Below are 19,731 nucleotides of genomic sequence, written 5' to 3'. Positions count from 1 at the left end.
GCCCGATTTTCCCGATTACCGCGTCACAGCCCCGTCCCGATTCCACACGTTACGACCACGGCTGCTCGGCGTTCACGCCCAGAGGGCGACCTGGCGGCCCGCCCGGTGCCCCCCAAAGCCCGTCCGGTGACCCCCCATAGCCCGCCCGGCGCCCCCATAGCCCGTCCGGCGTTTGAGGACGAGCGCGCAGCGCGACAACCCACCCACGGCCCGCAGCCAAACACCCCCCGGGACGCGAAATCCAAGCCCGTCCGGCGCTTGAGGACGAGCGCGCAGCGCGACACCCCCAACCGGCAGCAACCCAAAACGCACTCCGCAGCCCGAGAAGCCCCCCCGGCCGAAGGCTAGTGAGCCGCCGACTCCCAGTCGGCACCCACTCCCACCGACACATCCAACGGCGCCCGCAGCGAGACAGCCCCCGCCATCTCCCGGCGGACGAGACCCTCGACCGCCCCCCGCTCGCCAGGAGCGATCTCCAGGACGATTTCGTCGTGGACCTGGAGCAGCATCCGCGAGGAGAGCCCCGCCTCCGTCAGCGCCCGGTCCACGTTCAGCATCGCGACCTTGACGATGTCCGCGGCCGTCCCCTGGATCGGCGCGTTGAGCGCCATCCGCTCAGCCATCTCGCGCCGCTGCCGGTTGTCGCTGTTGAGGTCGGGGAGATAGCGGCGACGGCCCAGCATCGTCTCCGTGTACCCCGTGGCGCGGGCCTCGTCGACAGCGCGGCGCAGATAGTCGCGCACCCCGCCGAAGCGCTCGAAGTACGTGTCCATCAGGGCACGCGCCTCCCCCGCCTCGATGCCGAGCTGCTGCGAGAGGCCGAACGCCGACAGGCCGTACGCCAAGCCGTACGACATCGCCTTGATCTTGCGGCGCATCTCGGCGTCGACGGCGGAACGCTCCACGCCGAACACCTGTGAGGCGACCGTGGTGTGCAGGTCCTCACCGGAGGTGAACGCCTCGATGAGGCCCTCGTCCTCCGACAGGTGCGCCATGACGCGCAGTTCGATCTGGCTGTAGTCGGCGGTCATCAGGGACTCGAAGCCCTCACCGACGACGAAGCCGCGGCGGATGGCCCGGCCCTCGTCGGTGCGCACCGGGATGTTCTGGAGGTTGGGGTCGGTCGAGGAGAGACGCCCGGTGGCGGCCACCGTCTGGTTGTACGTCGTGTGGATGCGGCCGTCCGCGGCGATCGACTTGACCAGGCCCTCGACGGTGACGCGCAGCTTCGCCTGCTCGCGGTGGCGGAGCATGATGACGGGCAGTTCGTTGTCCGTCTGGGCGGCTAGCCAGGCGAGCGCGTCGGCGTCCGTGGTGTACCCGGTCTTCGTCTTCTTCGTCTTGGGCAGGCCCAGCTCGCCGAAGAGGACTTCCTGGAGCTGCTTGGGCGAGCCCAGGTTGAACTCGTGGCCCGCCGCTGCGTGCGCCTCCTTCACCGCCTGCTGCACGGCGCCCGCGAACTGCTGCTCCATGGCCTCCAGATGGGCGCGGTCGGCCGCGATGCCGTACCGCTCCAGGCGGGCCAGGAGGGTGGAGGTGGGCAGCTCGACGTCCTTGAGGAGACCGGCGGCGTTCACCTCCTTCAGGCGGTCGCCGAAGGCGGTGCCCAGGTCGAGGATGGTGCGGGCGCGCACCATCAGCTCGTCGGCCGCGGCCCCCGCTGTGTTCTCGTCGTCCTCGTCGGGCTCACCGAACGCCAGTTGCCCGCCGTCCGCCGCCGCCGCGGGGACCAGCTCCCGGCCCAGATACTCCAGGGACAGCGCGTCCAGGTCGAAGGAGCGGCGGCCCGGCTTGACCAGATAGGCCGCGAGGGAGGTGTCCATGGTGATGCCGTCGACGCTCCAGCCGTGCTCGGCGAAGACACGCATCACCCCCTTGGCGTTGTTCAGGACCTTGGGCTTGCCGGGAGCGGCGAGCCAGGTCGCGAAGGCGTTCTCGTCGGCCTGGTCGAGGCGGGCCGGGTCGAACCAGCAGGCGGCGCCACCGGCCGCCGCGAGAGCGACCTCGGTGACCGAGCCGGCACCGAGCTGCCAGGAGTCGACCGTGGCCAGACCGAGGACCGCGTTGCCGTACTCGGCGAGCCAGCCCGCCAGCTCACCGGCGCCGAGGACCGAGCCGTCCAGGTCGATGCCCTCGGCGGGCGGGGCCTCCTCGGCCTGCTCCGCGCCCGGGTCCACGGCGAGCAGCCGCTCCCGCAGCGAGGGATTGCGGATCTCCAGGGTGTCGAGGACCATCGCGACGCCCTTGCGGTCGTACGCGGCACGCTCCAGGTCGGCGACCGACTTCGGCAGCTCCACGTCCCGCACCAGCTCGGTCAGACGGCGGTTGAGCCGCACCGCCTCCAAGTGGTCGCGGAAGTTCTGCCCGGCCTTGCCCTTGACCTCGTCGGCGCGCTCCACCAGCTCCGCGAACGAACCGAACTGGGTGATCCACTTCGCGGCGGTCTTCTCGCCCACGCCGGGGATGCCGGGCAGGTTGTCCGACGGGTCGCCGCGCAGGGCCGCGAAGTCCGGATACTGGGCGGGAGTGAGGCCGTACTTCTCCTCGACCTTCGCCGGCGTGAAGCGCGTCAGCTCCGAGACGCCCTTCGTGGGATACAGCACCGTGACGTGGTCGGTGATCAACTGGAAGGAGTCACGGTCACCGGTGACGATCAGGACCTCGAAACCGGCCGCCTCCGCCTGCGTGGCGAGGGTGGCGATCACGTCGTCGGCCTCGAAGCCGTCGACCGCGAACCGCACCGCGCCCATCGCGTCGAGCAGCTCGCCGATCAGCTCGACCTGGCCCTTGAACTCGTCGGGGGTCTTGGAGCGATTCGCCTTGTACTCCTGATACGTCTCGGAGCGCCAGGTCTTGCGGGAGACGTCGAAGGCCACCGCGAAGTGCGTGGGCGCCTCGTCGCGCAGCGTGTTCGCCAGCATCGACGCGAAGCCGTAGATCGCGTTCGTCGGCTGGCCCGTCGCCGTGGTGAAGTTCTCCGCGGGCAGCGCGAAGAACGCCCGGTACGCCAACGAGTGCCCGTCCATCAGGAGCAGGCGGGGACGCTCACCGCCGCCGGCCGGGGTCGCCTTCTTCGCCGCCTTCGCGGCGGGCGCGGACTTCTTCTTCGCTGCTGTTTCTGCCACGCCCCCGATCCTGCCACGCCCCACTGACACTCAGGCCACCGCGAGCCCGGCCGGCGCCTGTGTCAGTGGTGCGTGGGAGGATCGGAGACGTATCTCACGCATGCGCTCGAAGAGGAGCAGGCCATGGCAAGCAAGCCGCCCAAGGGCGATCCGGTCCAGGACGCGCCCCAGGTCACCGAGGCGCAGCACGCCGCCGCCGGTCTGCCCGCCATCGGCCACACGCTGCGCGTCGCGCAGAAACAGATGGGCGTGCGGCGCACGGCGCTCACCCTGCTGCGCGTCAACCAGAAGGACGGCTTCGACTGCCCCGGCTGCGCCTGGCCGGAGCCGGAGCACCGGCACACGGCGGAGTTCTGCGAGAACGGCGCGAAGGCCGTCGCCGAAGAGGCGACCCTGCGCCGCGTCACCCCGGACTTCTTCGCCGCGCACCCCGTCACCGACCTGGCCATCCGCAGCGGGTACTGGCTGGGCCAGCAGGGCCGCCTCACCCACCCCATGTATCTGGCGGAGGGCGCCGACCACTACGAGCCGGTGCCGTGGGAGCGGGCCCTCGACATCGTCGCCGAGGAGCTCACCGCCCTCGACTCCCCCGACGAGGCCCTCTTCTACACCTCGGGACGCACCAGCAACGAGGCGGCGTTCCTCTACCAGCTCTTCGCCCGCGAGCTCGGCACGAACAACCTCCCCGACTGCTCGAACATGTGCCACGAGTCCTCGGGCTCCGCCCTCACCGAGACACTCGGCGTCGGCAAGGGCAGCGTGCTGCTCGAAGACCTCCACAAGGCCGACCTGATCATCGTGGCCGGGCAGAACCCCGGCACCAACCACCCGCGGATGCTGTCCGCCCTGGAACAGGCCAAGCGCGGCGGCGCGAAGATCATCACGGTGAATCCGCTGCCCGAGGCGGGCCTGGAGCGCTTCAAGAACCCACAGACCCCCCAGGGCATGCTCAAGGGCACCGCCCTCACCGACCTGTTCCTCCAGATCCGCATCGGCGGCGACCAAGCCCTCTTCCGCCTCCTCAACAAGCTGATCCTGGAGACGCAAGGCGCCGTCGACGAGGACTTCGTACGCGAGCACACCCACGGGTACGAGGACTTCGTGGCCGCCGCCCGCGCCGCCGACTGGGACGAGACGCTGACCGCGACCGGCCTCGACCGCACCCGCATCGAGGAGGCGCTGCGCATGGTCCTCGCCTCCAGACGCACGGTCGTGTGCTGGGCGATGGGCCTGACCCAGCACAAGCACGCGGTGCCCACGATCCGCGAGGTCGTCAACTTCCTGCTCCTGCGCGGCAACATCGGCAGGCCGGGCGCCGGCGTGTGCCCGGTGCGCGGCCACTCGAACGTGCAGGGCGACCGCACGATGGGCATCTTCGAGCGGCCCGCGCCCGCGTTCCTCGACGCCCTGGAGAAGGAGTTCGGGTTCGCCCCGCCGCGCCACCACGGCCTGGACGTCGTCCGCGCCATCCGGGCGCTGCGCGACGGCAAGGCGAAGGTGTTCTTCGCGATGGGCGGCAACTTCGTCGCCGCCTCACCGGACACCGACGTCACGGAGGCCGCGATGCGACGCGCCCGCCTCACGGTGCACGTCTCCACGAAGCTGAACCGCTCGCACGCCGTGACCGGGGCGCGCGCCCTGATCCTGCCGACGCTCGGCCGCACCGAACGCGACGTCCAGGGCGGCGGCGAGCGGTTCGTGACCGTCGAGGACTCCATGGGGATGGTGCACGCATCCCGCGGCCGCCTCGATCCCGCGAGCCCCCACCTGCTGTCCGAGCCCGCCATCGTGTGCCGCCTCGCCCGCCGCGTCCTCGGCCCGAAGTCGGCGACGCCCTGGGAGGAGTTCGAGAAGGACTACGCGTCGGTGCGCGACCGCATCGCGCGCGTGGTGCCCGGCTTCGAGGACTTCAACGCACGCGTCGCACAGCCCGGCGGCTTCACGCTGCCGCACGCCCCGCGCGACGAACGCCGCTTCCCGACGGCCACCGGCAAGGCCAATTTCACCGCCGCGCCCGTGGAGTACCCACGCCTTCCCGCGGGCCGCCTCCTGCTCCAGACCCTGCGCTCCCACGACCAGTACAACACCACGATCTACGGCCTCGACGACCGGTACCGAGGCATCAGGAACGGCCGCCGCGTCGTCCTCGTCAACCCCGACGACGCCCGCGAACTCGGCCTCGCCGACGGCTCGTACACCGACCTGGTCAGCGAGTGGACGGACGGCGTCGAGCGGCGCGCCCCCGGCTTCCGCGTCGTGCACTACCCGACGGCGCCCGGCTGCGCCGCCGCGTACTACCCGGAGACCAACGTCCTGGTGCCGCTCGACGCCACCGCCGACACCAGTAACACCCCCGCCAGCAAGTCCGTGGTCGTGCGCCTGGAACAATCGACGACCGACTGAGCGTTCGCTCAGCAACCGGTGGGCCGCCACGGCGACCGCCGTCGTGGTGCACAGGTGTCGTCGACGAACGGAGCCAGGACCGATGGGTGAGCAGCACACGACGAAGTTCCCGCAAGAGGTCATCGACGAGTACGCCGCGCTCGGCGTCGACCTGCCCGCCCTGTTCTCCGCCGGCCACCTCGGCGACCGCATGGGCGTACAGATCGTGGAGGCCTCCGCCGAGCGCGTCGTCGGCACCATGCCGGTGGAGGGCAACACCCAGCCGTACGGCCTGCTGCACGGCGGCGCGTCCGCCGTCCTCGCCGAGACCCTCGGCTCGGTCGGCTCGATGCTGCACGGCGGCAGCACGAAGCTCGCCGTAGGCGTCGACCTGAACTGCACACACCACCGCGGCGTGCGCTCCGGCCTGGTCACCGGCGTGGCCACCCCGGTGCACCGGGGGCGCTCCACGGCCACGTACGAGATCGTCATCAGCGACGAGCACGGCAAGCGGGTGTGCACCGCCCGCCTGACGTGCATGCTGCGCCCCGCGACGACCACGGGCGACACGACCGACGGCCCAGGGACGGCACCCGGCAACAACACCACCGCCTGATCCCGGGCCTACGGCTCCGGCGCGCCGGTACGGGTACGGGCCGCGCCCGAGTAGGGGCGTAGGGGCCCCGCCCGTGTGCGGAGGTACGGGCGGCCGGGCCCGAGCGCGGACGCGTGGGCCCGGCCCGAGTACGGAATCGCGGGCCCAACCGAGCACGGACGCACAGACCCGGCCCGGGCATGGCCCCACAGCCCCGGCCCGCGTACGGAATCGCGGACCCGCCCGGGCACGAACGCACGAGGCCGCGCCCGAGTACAGGCGCACGGACCGGGCCCAGGTACGGAATCACGGGCCCAACCGAGCACGGACGCACACGCCCCGCCCGAGCACGGACGCACAGACCCGACCCGGGCATGGCCCCACAGCCCCGGTCCGCGTACGGAATCGCGGCCCTCCCGAGTACGGACGCACGGTGCCGGGCCCGAGCGCGGACGCGCGGAACCCCGCCCGAGCACCGGCGCGCGGAGCCCGGCCCGAGCACAGCCCTCACCCGAGCACGGGCTCACGGAGCCCGCCCCAGCACGGGCGCACTGGGCCGGGCCCGGCTGCGGACGCACGGAACCCCGCCCGGAGCACCGGCGCACAGCCCCCACCCGAGCACGGGCGCACTGGGCCGGGCCCGACTGCGGACGCACAGAGCCCGCCCGGAGCACCGGACGCGCGGAGCCCAGCCCGAGCACGGACGCACAGCCCGCGGGCCCCGCCCAAGCACGAACGCGGGCCCCGCCCAAGCACGAACGCGGGCCCCGCCCAAGCACGAACGCGGGCCCCGCCCAAGCACGGGCGCACGGGCCGACGCCTCGGCCCGTGTGCCCTCGCCGCGGTGGGCTCGCGCGGCGCGAAGCCGTCCGGGGCCGGAAACTGATGGGCGCCCAGCCCACACTCAGTGCGGGCCCACCACCGCCGACGGCAGCCCAGGCACAAAGCCGCTGGTGGCGCCCCGCCGGACGCGCTTCGCGCGCCCATGAACGAATGGCAAGGGGCCGACCACCCTCGCCGGTACGGCGTCCGGATAGCGGACATGCGTCGTCACCAACCGTATTCGCGGCACGCCGAACCGGTGCCATATCCACGTATCCCCCCGCACCCGGGCAGGCTCCGCACTCTTCACCGGGAAAACAGGAGTGCTACGCAAAAACACTCCTGACGCACACATTCACGAAAGCGGAAAAGTGCCCGGAATGCCGGACTCCATTCTTGAGAAGTAACACTGCGTAATGCCCGCGCAATCCCGCCGAGACCCACAGGAAGCACCTCGCATCCGCAAAAGATCATTTCCTCGCGGACGCGCCCCACATACGCCCCGAACACCGCTGTCATGAGTGAAACCAGTTAACGGTCCTGCACGTTTCCTGAGGTCAGGATCTGCCGAAGCATGCAGATTCCGCCACAACCACCCCCTGCGTTCCAGCGCGGAATACTCCGTGGCATAACAAGAGCGTCACAGCCTTGGCCCGACCACTCCACCTGGATCAATTGCCCCCTTAGAGTCACGGCCAGTCACCGCGCCGCCGGGCGCGAACTGAATTGCACGGCCCTGTACCACCACCAGTACGGCCCGGCGATCTTCACGGCACCTCCGCTGAGGTGGCCGCGCCAGGGAAAGGACCCATCGTGCGAAACCGTTCCGCGCTCATACTCACCACGGTGCTGACCACCGGAGCCCTCACCCTCACCGCCTGCGGGTCGCGCGACGACAAGGACTCCGACGACAACGGCGGCGGCGACAAGACCACGGTCACCATCGGCTTCGACGCCCCCCTGACCGGCGACCTCTCCGCGCTCGGCATCGGCATGCGCAACTCCGCCGAACTCGCCGTCAAGACCGCCAACAAGCAGAAAACGGTCGCCGGCGTCGAGTTCAAGCTCCAGCCCCTCGACGACCAGGCCCAGCCCTCCGTCGGCGGCCAGAACGCCCAGAAGTTCATCAGCAACAAGGACGTCATCGGCGTCGTCGGCCCCCTGAACTCCAGCGTCTCCCAGTCGATGCAGAAACCCTTCAACGACGCCGACCTCACCCAGATCTCCCCGGCCAACACCGGAACCGAGCTCACCCAGGGCGACGGCTGGAAGAAGGGCGACAAGAAGCGGCAGTTCAAGACCTTCTTCAGGACCGCCACCACCGACCAGGTCCAGGGCCAGTTCGCCGCCCAGTACCTGTTCCAGAAGGCGAAGATCAAGAAGGTCTACCTGATCGACGACCAGAAGACCTACGGCGCCGGCCTCGCCGCGTCCTTCAAGGACACCTTCACCGACCTCGGCGGCAAGATCGCCGGCCAGGACCACGTCAACCCCGAGGACCGCGACTTCAAGTCCGTCGCCTCCAAGGTCAAGGGCACCGACGCCCAAGCCGTCTACTACGGCGGCGAATACCCCGCCGCCGCCCCCCTCAGCCAGCAGATCAAGGAATCCGGCGCCAAGATCCCCTTCATGGGCGGCGACGGCATGAAGAGCGAAGAGTTCCCCAAACTCAACAAGAAGGCCGAAGGCGACCTCGGCACCTCCGTCGGCGCCCCCGTCGAAGAACTCCCCTCCGCGAAGAAGTTCATCACCGAATACAACAAGAACTACAAAGAGAACATGGAGACCTACGGCGGCGGCACCTACGACGCCACCTGGGCCATCATCGAAGCCGTGAAGATCGCCGTCACCGACAACGGCGGAAAGCTCCCCTCCGACGGCCGCGCCAAGGTCCTCGAAGCCATGAGCAAGGTCAAGTTCGACGGCGTCACCGGCAGCGTCTCCTTCGACGAGTACGGCGACACCACGAACACGATGATGACCGCGTACGAAATCAAGAGCAACAAGTGGACCTCGAAGTTCAGCGAGGCCTACAAGCCCCGCTAGACCCCGACCCACCCCATTGACTCCCGACCGCGCGGGAAGCGCTATCAGCGCTCCCGCGCGGTGCCATATCCGAACCACCCAACGGAGGGCGTGCGGTGAACGAACTGCCGCAACAGCTAGCCAATGGACTCATCCTCGGCGCGATGTACGGTCTCATCGCGATCGGCTACACGATGGTCTACGGAATCGTCCAGCTCATCAACTTCGCCCACGGCGAGATCTTCATGGTCGGCGGCTTCGGCGCCCTCACCGTCTCCCTGTGGCTACCCGACGGGTTCTCACTGCTCGCCGCGATCCCACTCATGATCATCGGCGGCGTCATATGCTCCGTCGCCGTCGGCACCGCCGCCGAACGCTTCGCCTACCGCCCCCTGCGCGGCGCACCACGACTAGCACCCCTCATCACCGCCATCGGCCTGTCCATCCTGCTCCAGCAGGCCGTCTGGAAGTGGTACCCCGAAGCCAAGAAGGACCGGACCTTCCCCCAGTTCAGCGGCGAACCCGTGCACATCTTCGGCGCCGACGTCCAACGCGGTGACTTCTTCCTCATCATCGCCGCCCCCCTGTGCATGCTGGCCCTCGCCTACTACGTCAACAAAACCCGCACCGGACGCGGCATGCAGGCCACCGCACAGGACCCCGACACCGCCAAACTCATGGGCATCAACACCGACCGCATCATCGTCATGGCCTTCGCCATCGGCGCCGCGTTCGCCGCCGTCGCAGCCGTCGGATACGGCCTCCACAACGGCCAGGTCGGCTTCAAAATGGGCTTCATCATGGGCCTCAAAGCCTTCACCGCAGCCGTACTCGGCGGCATCGGCAACATCTACGGCGCCATGCTCGGAGGCATCGTCCTCGGCGTCGCCGAAGCCCTCGCCACCGGCTACATGGCCGACGTACCCGGCATGGAACAGTTCGGCGGCGGCGCCTGGAAGGACGTATGGGCCTTCGCCCTCCTCATCCTCGTCCTCCTCCTCAGGCCCCAAGGCCTACTCGGCGAACGCGTCGCGGATCGGGCGTGATACCCATGACCACCAACACCACCAAGAACACCGGCGGCCCGGACAACTCCGGAAACGGTAACTCCGGCAACGGCAACTCCGGCAACGGCAAAAACTCCAGCAACACCAGCACCACCGCCAAAACCCCGGCGAACGCCCCCACCGCCACCCTGCCACTGCCCGCCACCGCAGCCCGCATCGCCGTCCTCGCAGGCTCCGCCACCGCCCTCATCGGCACCTTCCTCGCCTGGACCTGGACCACCGCCTTCCCCGGCAACCTCACCGTCACCGGCTACCCCGGCGGCCTCCAAGTCGTCACCCTCACCGGCGCCGCCCTCACCCTCCTCCTCGCCCTCTCCAGCCACGGCATCCGCGGCCTCGGCTGGCTCACCCCCGGCGGCACCAACAGCCCCGTACTCCTCCTCAGCCTCGGCGTCCTCGGCACCACCGGCTACACCATGGGCGCCATCGCCGAACACCTCGGCGGCATCGTCAACCTCGAACCCGGCGCCTGGATCTCCGGCATCGGCGCCCTCATCGCCACCATCGGCGCCCTCGGACTCCCCTCCGACCTACCCGCAGACGAACCCCACGCCGGACCCTGGCAACGCCTGCGCCACAGCCTCAAAGCACCCGCACCACAACGCGCCAAAACCCTCCCCGACTGGGTCGAGATCCTCATCATCGCCGCCGCCTTCGGCATCGGCCTCTACGTCCTCGCCTACGGCATCGAGGCCTACTCCGAACTCTTCATCGGCTTCCTCATCACCACCATCCTCGGCGCCACCGCACTCAACCGAGCCGGACTCATCCCCCGCCTCAACACCCTCACCGCCAAACACCGCAACGTCACCCTCACCGCCGCCATCATCGCCGCGGCCATGTTCCCCTTCACCCAGAGCGACGCCAGCTACGCCCTCATCGGCGTCAACATCCTCATCTTCGCCACCGTCGCCCTCGGCCTGAACGTCGTCGTCGGACTCGCCGGACTCCTCGACCTCGGCTACGTCGCCTTCCTCGGCGTCGGCGCCTACACCGCAGCCCTCGTCTCCGGATCCCCCGCCTCCCCCTTCGACGTCCACTTCCCCTTCTGGGCCGCCGTCCTCGCCGGCGCCGCCGCCTCCCTCGCCTTCGGCGTCATCATCGGCGCCCCCACCCTGCGACTGCGCGGCGACTACCTCGCCATCGTCACCCTCGGCTTCGGCGAGATCTTCCGCATCACCATGAACAACCTCAACGGCAGCGCGGGCCCCGACCTCACCAACGGCGCCCAAGGCATCCCCAACATCCCCGACCTCGAAATCCTCGGCTGGAACCTGGGCATCGAACACGAAGTCCTCGGCTTCACCCTCAGCAGGCCCGCCAACTACTACCTGCTGATGCTCTTCTTCACCGCCGTCGTCGTCCTCGCCTTCCGCCGCTCCGGCGAATCCCGCATCGGCCGCGCCTGGGTCGCCATCCGCGAGGACGAAACCGCCGCCACCGCCATGGGCATCAACGGCTTCCGCGTCAAACTCATCGCCTTCGCCCTCGGCGCCACCCTCGCCGGCTTCGCCGGCACCGTCCAAGCCCACGTCTCCTACAGCATCACCCCCGAGCAATACCTCTTCGCCAACACCGTGCCACCCAACTCCGCGTTCCTCCTCGCCGCCGTCATCCTCGGCGGCATGGGAACCATCAGCGGCCCCCTCATCGGCGCCGCCCTGCTCTACCTCATCCCCGCCAAACTCCAATTCCTCGAGGACTACCAACTCCTCCTCTTCGGCCTCGCCCTCATCCTGCTCATGCGCTTCCGGCCCGAAGGCCTCGTCGCCAACAAGCGCGCCCAGCTCGAATACCACGAGACCGACCAACTCGACGTACCCGACCAGCAGAAACTCCCCGAAGGCACCGTCGGCGCAAGCAAGGCGGGGGCGTGAACACCATGACCACCACAACCACCACAACCACCGTCCTCGAAGCCAGCGGCGTCACCATGCGCTTCGGCGGCCTCACCGCCGTACGCAGCGTCGACCTCACCGTCAGCACCGGCGAGATCGTCGGCCTCATCGGACCCAACGGCGCCGGAAAGACCACCTTCTTCAACTGCCTCACCGGCCTGTACGTCCCCACCGAAGGCAAGGTCTCCTACAAAGGCACCGTCCTACCCGCCAAACCCCACCTCGTCACCGACGCAGGCATCGCCCGCACCTTCCAGAACATCCGACTCTTCGCCAACATGACCGTCCTCGAAAACGTCCTCGTCGGACGCCACACCAGGACCAAGGAAGGCCTCTGGTCCGCCCTCCTGCGCGGCCCCGGCTTCAAAAAAGCCGAAGCCGCCTCCCACGCCAGAGCCATGGAACTCCTTGAATTCATCGGCCTCGCCCACAAAGCCGACCACCTCTCCCGCAACCTCCCCTACGGCGAACAACGCAAGCTCGAAATCGCCCGAGCCCTCGCCAGCGAACCCGGTCTGCTCCTGCTCGACGAACCCACCGCCGGAATGAACCCGCAAGAAACCCGCGCCGCCGAAGAACTCGTCTTCGCCATCCGCGACCAAGGCATCGCCATCCTCGTCATCGAGCACGACATGCGGTTCATCTTCAACCTCTGCGACCGCGTCGCCGTCCTCGTACAAGGCGAAAAACTCGTCGAAGGCACCTCCGAAACCGTCCAGGCCGACGAACGCGTCGTCGCCGCCTACCTCGGCACACCCTTCGAAGGCGCACCCGGCGCCGCGGAAGTCGCCGAAGTCGAAGCCGCAGAAGTCGGCGCCGCGCAAACCCCGGCCGACACCCCCGCGGACACCTCGGCGGACACCCCCGGGGACACCTCGGCGGAAGGAAAGACCCCGTGACCACACTGCTCGAAGTCGAAGACCTCAAGGTCGCCTACGGCAAAATCGAAGCCGTCAAAGGCATCACCTTCAGCGTCCAAGCCGGACAGGTCGTCACCCTCATCGGCACCAACGGCGCAGGCAAAACCACCACCCTCCGCACCCTCTCCGGCCTCCTCAAACCCCTCGCCGGAAAAATCATGTTCGACGGACAGCCACTCAACGGCGTCCCCGCCCACAAAATCGTCGCCCTCGGCCTCGCCCACTCCCCCGAAGGCCGACACATCTTCCCCCGCCTCACCATCACCGAAAACCTGCAACTCGGCGCCTACCTCCGCGACGACAAAGCAGACATCCAAAAAGACATCCAACGCGCCTACGACCTCTTCCCCATCCTCGGAGAACGCCGCAAACAAGCCGCCGGCACCCTCTCCGGCGGCGAACAGCAAATGCTCGCCATGGGGCGCGCCCTGATGTCACGCCCCAAACTCCTCATGCTCGACGAACCCTCCATGGGGCTCTCACCGATCATGATGCAGAAAATCATGCACACCATCACCGAGCTGAAATCCCAGGGCACCACCATCCTGCTCGTCGAACAGAACGCCCAGGCCGCGCTCTCCCTCGCCGACCACGGCCACGTCATGGAAGTCGGCAACATCGTCCTCTCCGGTACGGGACAGGACCTGCTGCACGACGAGTCCGTCCGCAAGGCCTACCTCGGCGAAGACTGATTTCTCCTGGCCCCTGGGCCCTGAGCAGCGAAGAGGGCGGGCACCCCGGTGTGGGGTGACCGCCCTCTCCTCGTTCTTTTCGGCTGCCCGCCGGTGGGGGCTCGGCGCGCAGTTCCCCGCGCCCCTTGCGGGGCCCTAGCCCTTCGCTGCCTTCTTCTCCTGGGCGTCCTCGATGACCGCCTCCGCCACCTGCTGCATCGACAGACGGCGGTCCATCGACGTCTTCTGGATCCACCGGAACGCGGCAGGCTCCGACAGGCCGTACTCCGTCTGAAGAACCGACTTCGCCCTGTCCACCAGCTTGCGCGTCTCCAAACGCTGCGTGAGGTCCGCGACCTCCTGCTCCAGCGCCTTCAGCTCCGTGAACCTCGACACCGCCATCTCGATGGCCGGGACCACGTCGCTCTTGGAGAACGGCTTCACCAGGTACGCCATCGCGCCCGCGTCCCTGGCCCGCTCGACCAGGTCTCGCTGGGAGAACGCCGTCAGCATGAGCACCGGGGCGATGGACTCCTCCGCGATCTTCTCCGCCGCGGAGATGCCGTCCATCACCGGCATCTTCACGTCCAGGATCACCAGGTCCGGCTTGTGCTCGCGGGCGAGCTCGATCGCCTTCTCACCGTCGCCGGCCTCACCCACGACGGTGTAGCCCTCCTCCTCCAGCATCTCTTTGAGGTCGAGCCGGATGAGGGCCTCGTCCTCGGCGATGACGACACGGGTCGTCAGCGGCGGGACGTGCGACTGTTCGTCGTCGGTCGTCTCTTCGGGCTGGGGCGACTCGGGGGCGGTCACGGAAGCTCCTCGTTCGGGGCAGATCTGCTTCCCATGAGCCTACCTAGCTGCGGTAAGGTGGTTGCGCGAGGGGGGACGCTCTCCCTTCTTTTCTTAGGCCCCAGTACTCCAACTGGTTAGAGAGGCCGCTCTCAAACAGCGGACAGTGTGGGTTCGAATCCCACCTGGGGCACCTTTCCTTACTTTCCAAGGTCACGTCGGAATCGATCAGCTTCACTTGATCGTGTACGCGGCTCCCATTCTCCCGCCAAAGGCGTCGCGGCCGCTCCAGCATCGACCGCATGTACGACATGGGCACACGCAAGCGTGCACTCGCGCTGGTTGCGCAAGGCCGCAGCCTGAATTCCGTCAGCAAGGAAACCGGCGTATCACGTGCGGCGATCCGCTCCTGGCAGACCCGGATCGAACCGCTCGTCATGAGCTCCGTCGGGTGTCCGAGGTGTGACGACACGCCGGGCAAGCCCGAGGATCAGTCCTCGTACGCCTACTTACTGGGCCTCTATCTCGGCGACGGCTGCCTCAGCCACCTCCACCGAGGCGTCTACTTCCTCCGCATCGCCTGCGCGGACGCCTGGCCCGGACTGATCGACGCCTGCGCCGCGGCGATGCAGGTGCTGCGCCCCGACAACAAGGTCTTCCGCGTCCAGCGCCAGGGCTGCCAGAACGTCACCTGCTACAGCAAGCACTGGCCCTGCTTCTTCCCGCAGCACGGCCCCGGCAAGAAGCACACGCGCACCATCGCGCTCGAAGCCTGGCAGCAGGAGATCGTCGACGATCACCCCTGGGAGTTCCTCCGCGGGCTCATCCACTCCGACGGCTGCCGTGTCATCAACTGGACTACCCGGATCGTCGGCGGCGAACGCAAGCGCTACGAGTATCCGCGGTACTTCTTCACGAATACGTCGACCGACATCATCCGGCTCTGCACGGACACCCTCGACCGGCTCGGCGTCGAGTGGAAGACGCTGCACCAGAGCCGCGCCGCCGTCACCGTCTCCATCGCCCGCAAAGCCTCCGTAGCCCTCATGGACGCCCACGTCGGGAAAAAGTACTGAGGGAGGGCCGGGCTAGCGGGGGCTGTCGGACTCGCCGATGTGGTGGACGCGGACCAGGTTCGTGGAGCCGGGGACTCCGGGGGGTGAGCCCGCGGTGATGATGACGATGTCGCCCGGCACGCAGCGGCCGATCTTGAGGAGCTGCTCGTCGACCTGGCGGACCATCGCGTCGGTGGAGTCGACGTGCGGGCCGAGGAAGGTTTCGACGCCCCAGGTGAGGTTGAGCTGGGAGCGGGTCGCAGCGTCGGGGGTGAAGGCGAGGAGGGGGATCGGGGAGCGGTAGCGGGAGAGGCGGCGGACGGTGTCGCCGGACTGGGTGAAGGCGACGAGGAACTTGGCGCCGAGGAAGTCGCCCATGTCGGCGGCGGCGCGGGCGACGGCTCCGCCTTGGGTGCGGGGTTTGTTGCGTTCGGTGAGGGGCGGGAGCCCTTTGGCGAGGATGTCTTCTTCGGCGGCTTCGACGATGCGGCCCATGGTGCGGACGGTCTCGATGGCGTATTTGCCGACGCTGGTCTCGCCGGAGAGCATGACGGCGTCGGTGCCGTCGATGACGGCGTTGGCGACGTCGGAGGCTTCGGCGCGGGTGGGCCGGGAGTTGTCGATCATCGAGTCGAGCATTTGGGTGGCGACGATGACGGGTTTGGCGTTGCGGCGGGCGAGTTTGATGGCGCGTTTTTGGACGATGGGGACTTGTTCGAGGGGCATTTCGACGCCGAGGTCGCCGCGGGCGACCATGATGCCGTCGAAGGCGGCGACGATGTCGTCGATGTTGTCGACGGCTTGGGGTTTTTCGACTTTGGCGATGACGGGGAGGCGGCGGTTCTCCTCGTTCATGATGCGGTGGACGTCTTCGATGTCGCGTCCGCTGCGGACGAAGGAGAGGGCGATGACGTCGAAGCCGGTGCGCAGGGCCCAGCGGAGGTCTGCTTCGTCCTTGTCGGAGAGGGCGGGGACGGAGACGGCGACGCCGGGGAGGTTGAGGCCTTTGTGGTCGGAGACCATGCCGCCTTCGATGACGGTGGTGGTGACGCGGGGGCCGTCGACGGCGGTGACTTCGAGGGTGACTTTGCCGTCGTCGACGAGGATGCGTTCGCCGGTGGTGACGTCGTTGGCGAGGCCGGCGTAGGTGGTGCCGCAGTGTTGGCGGTCGCCTTGGACGTCGGGTTCGACGGTGATGGTGAATTCGTCGCCGCGTTCGAGGAGTACGGGTCCTTCGCTGAAGCGGCCGAGGCGGATCTTCGGGCCTTGAAGGTCGGCGAGGGCGCCGACGCTGCGGCGGCTCTCGTCGGCGGCCTTGCGCACGCGCTGGTAGCGCTCCTCGTGGTCGGCGTAGGTGCCGTGGCTGAGGTTGAAGCGTGCCACGTCCATTCCGGCTTCGACCAGGGCTTTGATCTGGTCGTAGGTGTCGGTGGCGGGTCCCAGGGTGCAGACGATTTTTGCTCGGCGCATGTTTCGACCCTAGGCCTTACCGGTGGGTAGAGAATTGGCCGGGCGTGACTACTCAACGTCCTTTGCGTGAAGGGCTCTTGACAAGTGTTGAAGTGTGCGCGTGTTCGCTCCGATGAGCGCGTTCATTGGTCCATGGGGCGTTGAGTGGTCGCGGGTGTGAGGGTTGCCGTTGCTCAGAGTTGTGGTGGGTTCATGGTGAAGCGTGCGTTGACCTGTGCGTAGACGGATTGGCGTTGGGGTTCGAGGTCGAGGGCGGGGGTGGCTTCGGGGGCGCCGCCGTAGGCGGCGCGGGCCATGCCGGGGGCGGCGGGGCCGCCGAAGGCGTAGGGGGCGTTGTCGGCGCCGATGTCGGCGATCTCGACGAGGGCGGCGAGGGTGGTGCCGAGGGCTTCGGCGTATTCGCGGGCGCGTTGGACGGCTTCTTTGACGGCTTGTTGGCGGGCGGTTCGGTGGGCGGGTGAGTCGGGGCGCAGGGCCCACCAGGGGCCGTCGATGTGGGTGAGTTCGAGGTCGGCGACGCGGGTGGTGAGTTCGCCGAGGGCGGTGAAGTCGGTGAGTTCGGCGGTGATGTGGACGCGGCCGTGGTAGGTGCGGACGCGTTCTCCTTTGCCGCGTTTGGTGAGTTCGGGGGTGATGAAGAAGGCGCCGGTCTCTACGTGTTCGACGGCTTCGCCGTAGGTTTTGACGAGGTCGATGACGGCGGTGTTGCGGCGGGTGAGGTCGGTGAGGGCGTCGCGGCGGTCGGTGCCGCGGGCGCTGACGGTGATGCCGATGCGGGCGATTTCGGGGTCGACTTCGAGGTGGGCTTCGCCGCGGACCGCGAGGCGTGGGGCTTCGGGGGTGCCGTAGGGGGTGTTGGGGGTGGTTTCTTCGGTGGTCATGGGGTCACTTTCGCACTGCCTCGGGGTGCGGAACAGTCAACGGGACGGTCAACGGGACGGTCAACGGGACAGTCAACGGGGCGGTCACCGGATCGAAACCTGGTGGGTCTGTCGCGGAGGGCGTGGGCGGGACAGAATCTACGCGCGTTACTGCTGTTTGTTCGTGCTGTTCGTGCTGTTCGAGTATGTGAGGAGTTCGGGATGCCGTTGAACCGCAGGGGGTTCCTGGGTCGGTCCGCTGCCACGGGGGTGGGCGTGGCGCTGGCGGGTGGCGCGGTGGCGCAGTCGGCGGAGGCGGCGCCCGCGGTGCGGCGGGGTCGCGGGCCGCGTACGTACTCCTTCACGGTGATGGGCACCACGGATCTGCACGGCAACGTTTTCAACTGGGATTACTTCACGGACAGGGAGTTCGACGACAAGGACCACAACGATGTGGGTCTGGCGAAGATCTCCACGTTGGTGGATCAGGTTCGTGGGGAGAAGGGGCGTCGGAACACGCTTCTGATCGACGCGGGTGACACGATCCAGGGCACGCAGTTGTCGTACTACTACGCGAAGGTCGATCCGATCACAACTGCGCGGGGTCCGGTGCATCCGATGGCGCGGGCGATGAACGCGATCGGTTATGACGCGGCGGCGCTCGGTAATCATGAGTTCAATTACGGGATTCCGGTGTTGCGGAGGTTCGAGGAGCAGTGTGACTTTCCGCTGCTCGGGGCGAATGCGGTGGATGCGCGGACGCAGCGGCCCGCGTTCGCGCCGTACAGCATGCATCGGCTTCGTACGCCGTGCGGGCGTGATGTGCGGGTTGCGGTGCTTGGTCTGACGAATCCGGGGATCGCGATCTGGGACAAGGCGAATGTGCAGGGGAAGATGACGTTCCCGGGTCTGGAGGAGCAGGCGGCGAAGTGGGTGCCGCGGTTGCGGTCGTTGGGTGCGGATGTGGTGGTGGTGTCGGCGCATTCGGGGTCGAGTGGGACGTCGTCGTACGGGGATCAGTTGCCGTATGTGGAGAACGCGGCGGCGTTGGTGGCGGAGCAGGTGCCGGGGATCGATGCGATTTTGGTGGGGCACGCGCACACGGAGATTCCTGAGTATTGGGTGGAGAACAAGGCGACGGGGAAGAAGGTTGTTCTTTCGGAGCCGTTGAAGTGGGGGCAGCGGCTTACGTTGTTCGATTTCGATCTGGTGTGGTCGATGGGTCGTTGGCGGGTGGCGGGGGTGGGGGCGAAGGTCCTGAACTCCAATGCGGTGGCGGAGGACCGGCGGATCACGCGGCTGTTGGGTGGTGAGCACGAGAAGGTCGTGCGGTACGTGAATCAGGTGATCGGTACGTCGAAGGAGGCGATGAGTACTGCCGAGGGCCCGTACAAGGATGTGGCGATCATTGATCTGATCAGTCATGTGCAGGCGGAGACGGTGAGGGCTGCGCTTGCGGGTGGTGCGTATGGGAAGCTGCCGGTGCTTTCGCAGGCGTCGTGTTTCTCGCGGACGGCGAAGATCCCGGCGGGTGAGGTGACGATCCGGGACGCGGCGGGTCTGTATCCGTTCGAGAACACGTTGGAGGCTCGGGTGCTCACGGGTGCGCAGTTGAAGGAGTATCTGGAGTTCTCGGCGCGTTATTACGTGCGGACGGAGCCGGGGGTGCCGGTGGATCCGGCGGGGCTGACGAATGCGGAGAGCGTTCCGGATTACAACTATGACGCGTTGTACGGGGTGACGTACGAGATCGACATAGCGCAGCCTGTGGGTTCGCGGATATCGAAGCTGCGGTTCGGGGGGAGGGATGTCGATCCGGGGGCGGAGTTCGTGCTTGCGGTGAATAATTACCGGGCGAGTGGTGGGGGGAATTTTCCGCACATCGCGCGTGCGAAGCAGGTGTGGGTGAATTCCGAGGAGATCCGCAACACGATCATCGCGTGGGTGAAGGCGAAGGGCACGATCGATCCGGCGGAGTTCGCTTCGGTGGACTGGCGTTTGACGCGGGCGGGTACGCCGGTGTTCTAGGTGTTGGTTTCGGTGCCCCGT

The 19,731-nt window shown here is 68.0% G+C and carries 13 protein-coding genes and 1 tRNA gene; 10 read left to right on the top strand and 4 right to left on the bottom strand.

Going from position 1 to position 19,731, the window contains the following annotated elements; all coding sequences use genetic code 11:
- Positions 1-344: 344 nt before the first annotated feature.
- On the bottom strand, positions 345-3,026 hold the full coding sequence (gene polA / locus IG78_RS0118590; RefSeq protein WP_225882231.1) for a DNA polymerase I: 2,682 nt from the start codon (positions 3,024-3,026) through the stop codon (positions 345-347).
- 222 nt (positions 3,027-3,248) lie between these two features.
- Here polA and IG78_RS0118585 point away from each other — a divergent pair, with 222 nt between their 5' ends.
- The 7 genes from IG78_RS0118585 to IG78_RS0118555 all read left to right on the top strand — a co-directional run bounded on the left by IG78_RS0118585 (position 3,249) and on the right by IG78_RS0118555 (position 13,526).
- On the top strand, positions 3,249-5,528 hold the full coding sequence (locus tag IG78_RS0118585) for an FdhF/YdeP family oxidoreductase (RefSeq protein ID WP_030564570.1): 2,280 nt from the start codon (positions 3,249-3,251) through the stop codon (positions 5,526-5,528).
- A gap of 82 nt (positions 5,529-5,610) precedes the next feature.
- Entirely contained in the window at positions 5,611-6,123 is a 513-nt protein-coding gene (locus IG78_RS0118580) for a PaaI family thioesterase (RefSeq protein WP_051852736.1), read from the top strand.
- Between the two features lie 1,614 nt (positions 6,124-7,737).
- Entirely contained in the window at positions 7,738-8,970 is a 1,233-nt protein-coding gene (locus tag IG78_RS0118575) for a branched-chain amino acid ABC transporter substrate-binding protein (RefSeq protein ID WP_030564565.1), read from the top strand.
- A gap of 95 nt (positions 8,971-9,065) precedes the next feature.
- Complete coding sequence (locus IG78_RS0118570) at positions 9,066-9,995, top strand: branched-chain amino acid ABC transporter permease (RefSeq protein ID WP_030564564.1); 930 nt, start codon at positions 9,066-9,068, stop codon at positions 9,993-9,995.
- 5 nt (positions 9,996-10,000) lie between these two features.
- The gene (locus tag IG78_RS0118565; protein WP_249926115.1) at positions 10,001-11,893 is read left to right on the top strand and encodes a branched-chain amino acid ABC transporter permease; all 1,893 of its coding nucleotides are present in this window, start codon (positions 10,001-10,003) and stop codon (positions 11,891-11,893) included.
- The gene (locus IG78_RS0118560) at positions 11,890-12,813 is read left to right on the top strand and encodes an ABC transporter ATP-binding protein (RefSeq protein WP_037686308.1); all 924 of its coding nucleotides are present in this window, start codon (positions 11,890-11,892) and stop codon (positions 12,811-12,813) included. The genes IG78_RS0118565 and IG78_RS0118560 overlap by 4 nt, the downstream gene beginning before the upstream one ends.
- Entirely contained in the window at positions 12,810-13,526 is a 717-nt protein-coding gene (locus tag IG78_RS0118555; protein ID WP_030564559.1) for an ABC transporter ATP-binding protein, read from the top strand. Before IG78_RS0118560 ends, IG78_RS0118555 begins: the two co-directional genes overlap by 4 nt.
- 135 nt (positions 13,527-13,661) lie before the next feature.
- On the opposite strand, the gene IG78_RS0118550 is transcribed toward IG78_RS0118555, so the two are convergent.
- Entirely contained in the window at positions 13,662-14,318 is a 657-nt protein-coding gene (locus IG78_RS0118550; protein WP_030564557.1) for an ANTAR domain-containing response regulator, read from the bottom strand.
- Between the two features lie 97 nt (positions 14,319-14,415).
- On the opposite strand from IG78_RS0118550, the gene IG78_RS0118545 reads away from it, so the two are divergent.
- Positions 14,416-14,490 (top strand) — tRNA-Leu (locus IG78_RS0118545).
- A 109-nt stretch (positions 14,491-14,599) separates the two neighbouring features.
- Positions 14,600-15,373: a helix-turn-helix domain-containing protein gene (locus tag IG78_RS0118540; protein ID WP_030564555.1), complete on the top strand. Its 774-nt coding sequence runs from the start codon at positions 14,600-14,602 to the stop codon at positions 15,371-15,373.
- 12 nt (positions 15,374-15,385) lie between these two features.
- On the opposite strand, the gene pyk is transcribed toward IG78_RS0118540, so the two are convergent.
- On the bottom strand, positions 15,386-16,822 hold the full coding sequence (gene pyk / locus IG78_RS0118535; RefSeq protein ID WP_030564553.1) for a pyruvate kinase: 1,437 nt from the start codon (positions 16,820-16,822) through the stop codon (positions 15,386-15,388).
- 173 nt (positions 16,823-16,995) lie between these two features.
- The gene (locus IG78_RS0118530) at positions 16,996-17,703 is read right to left on the bottom strand and encodes an SIMPL domain-containing protein (RefSeq protein WP_030564551.1); all 708 of its coding nucleotides are present in this window, start codon (positions 17,701-17,703) and stop codon (positions 16,996-16,998) included.
- Positions 17,704-17,904: 201 nt separating this feature from the next.
- Between IG78_RS0118530 and IG78_RS0118525 the strand changes: the two genes are divergently transcribed.
- Positions 17,905-19,710, top strand: coding sequence for a bifunctional metallophosphatase/5'-nucleotidase (locus IG78_RS0118525; protein ID WP_030564550.1), 1,806 nt, complete (start codon positions 17,905-17,907; stop codon positions 19,708-19,710).
- The last annotated feature ends 21 nt before the right edge of the window (positions 19,711-19,731 follow it).

Origin of the sequence: Streptomyces aureocirculatus (assembly GCF_000720475.1) — a bacterium.
In the GTDB taxonomy this organism is placed as follows: Bacteria; Actinomycetota; Actinomycetes; order Streptomycetales; family Streptomycetaceae; genus Streptomyces; species Streptomyces aureocirculatus.
This window is presented reverse-complemented; position numbering and strand designations above follow the sequence as displayed.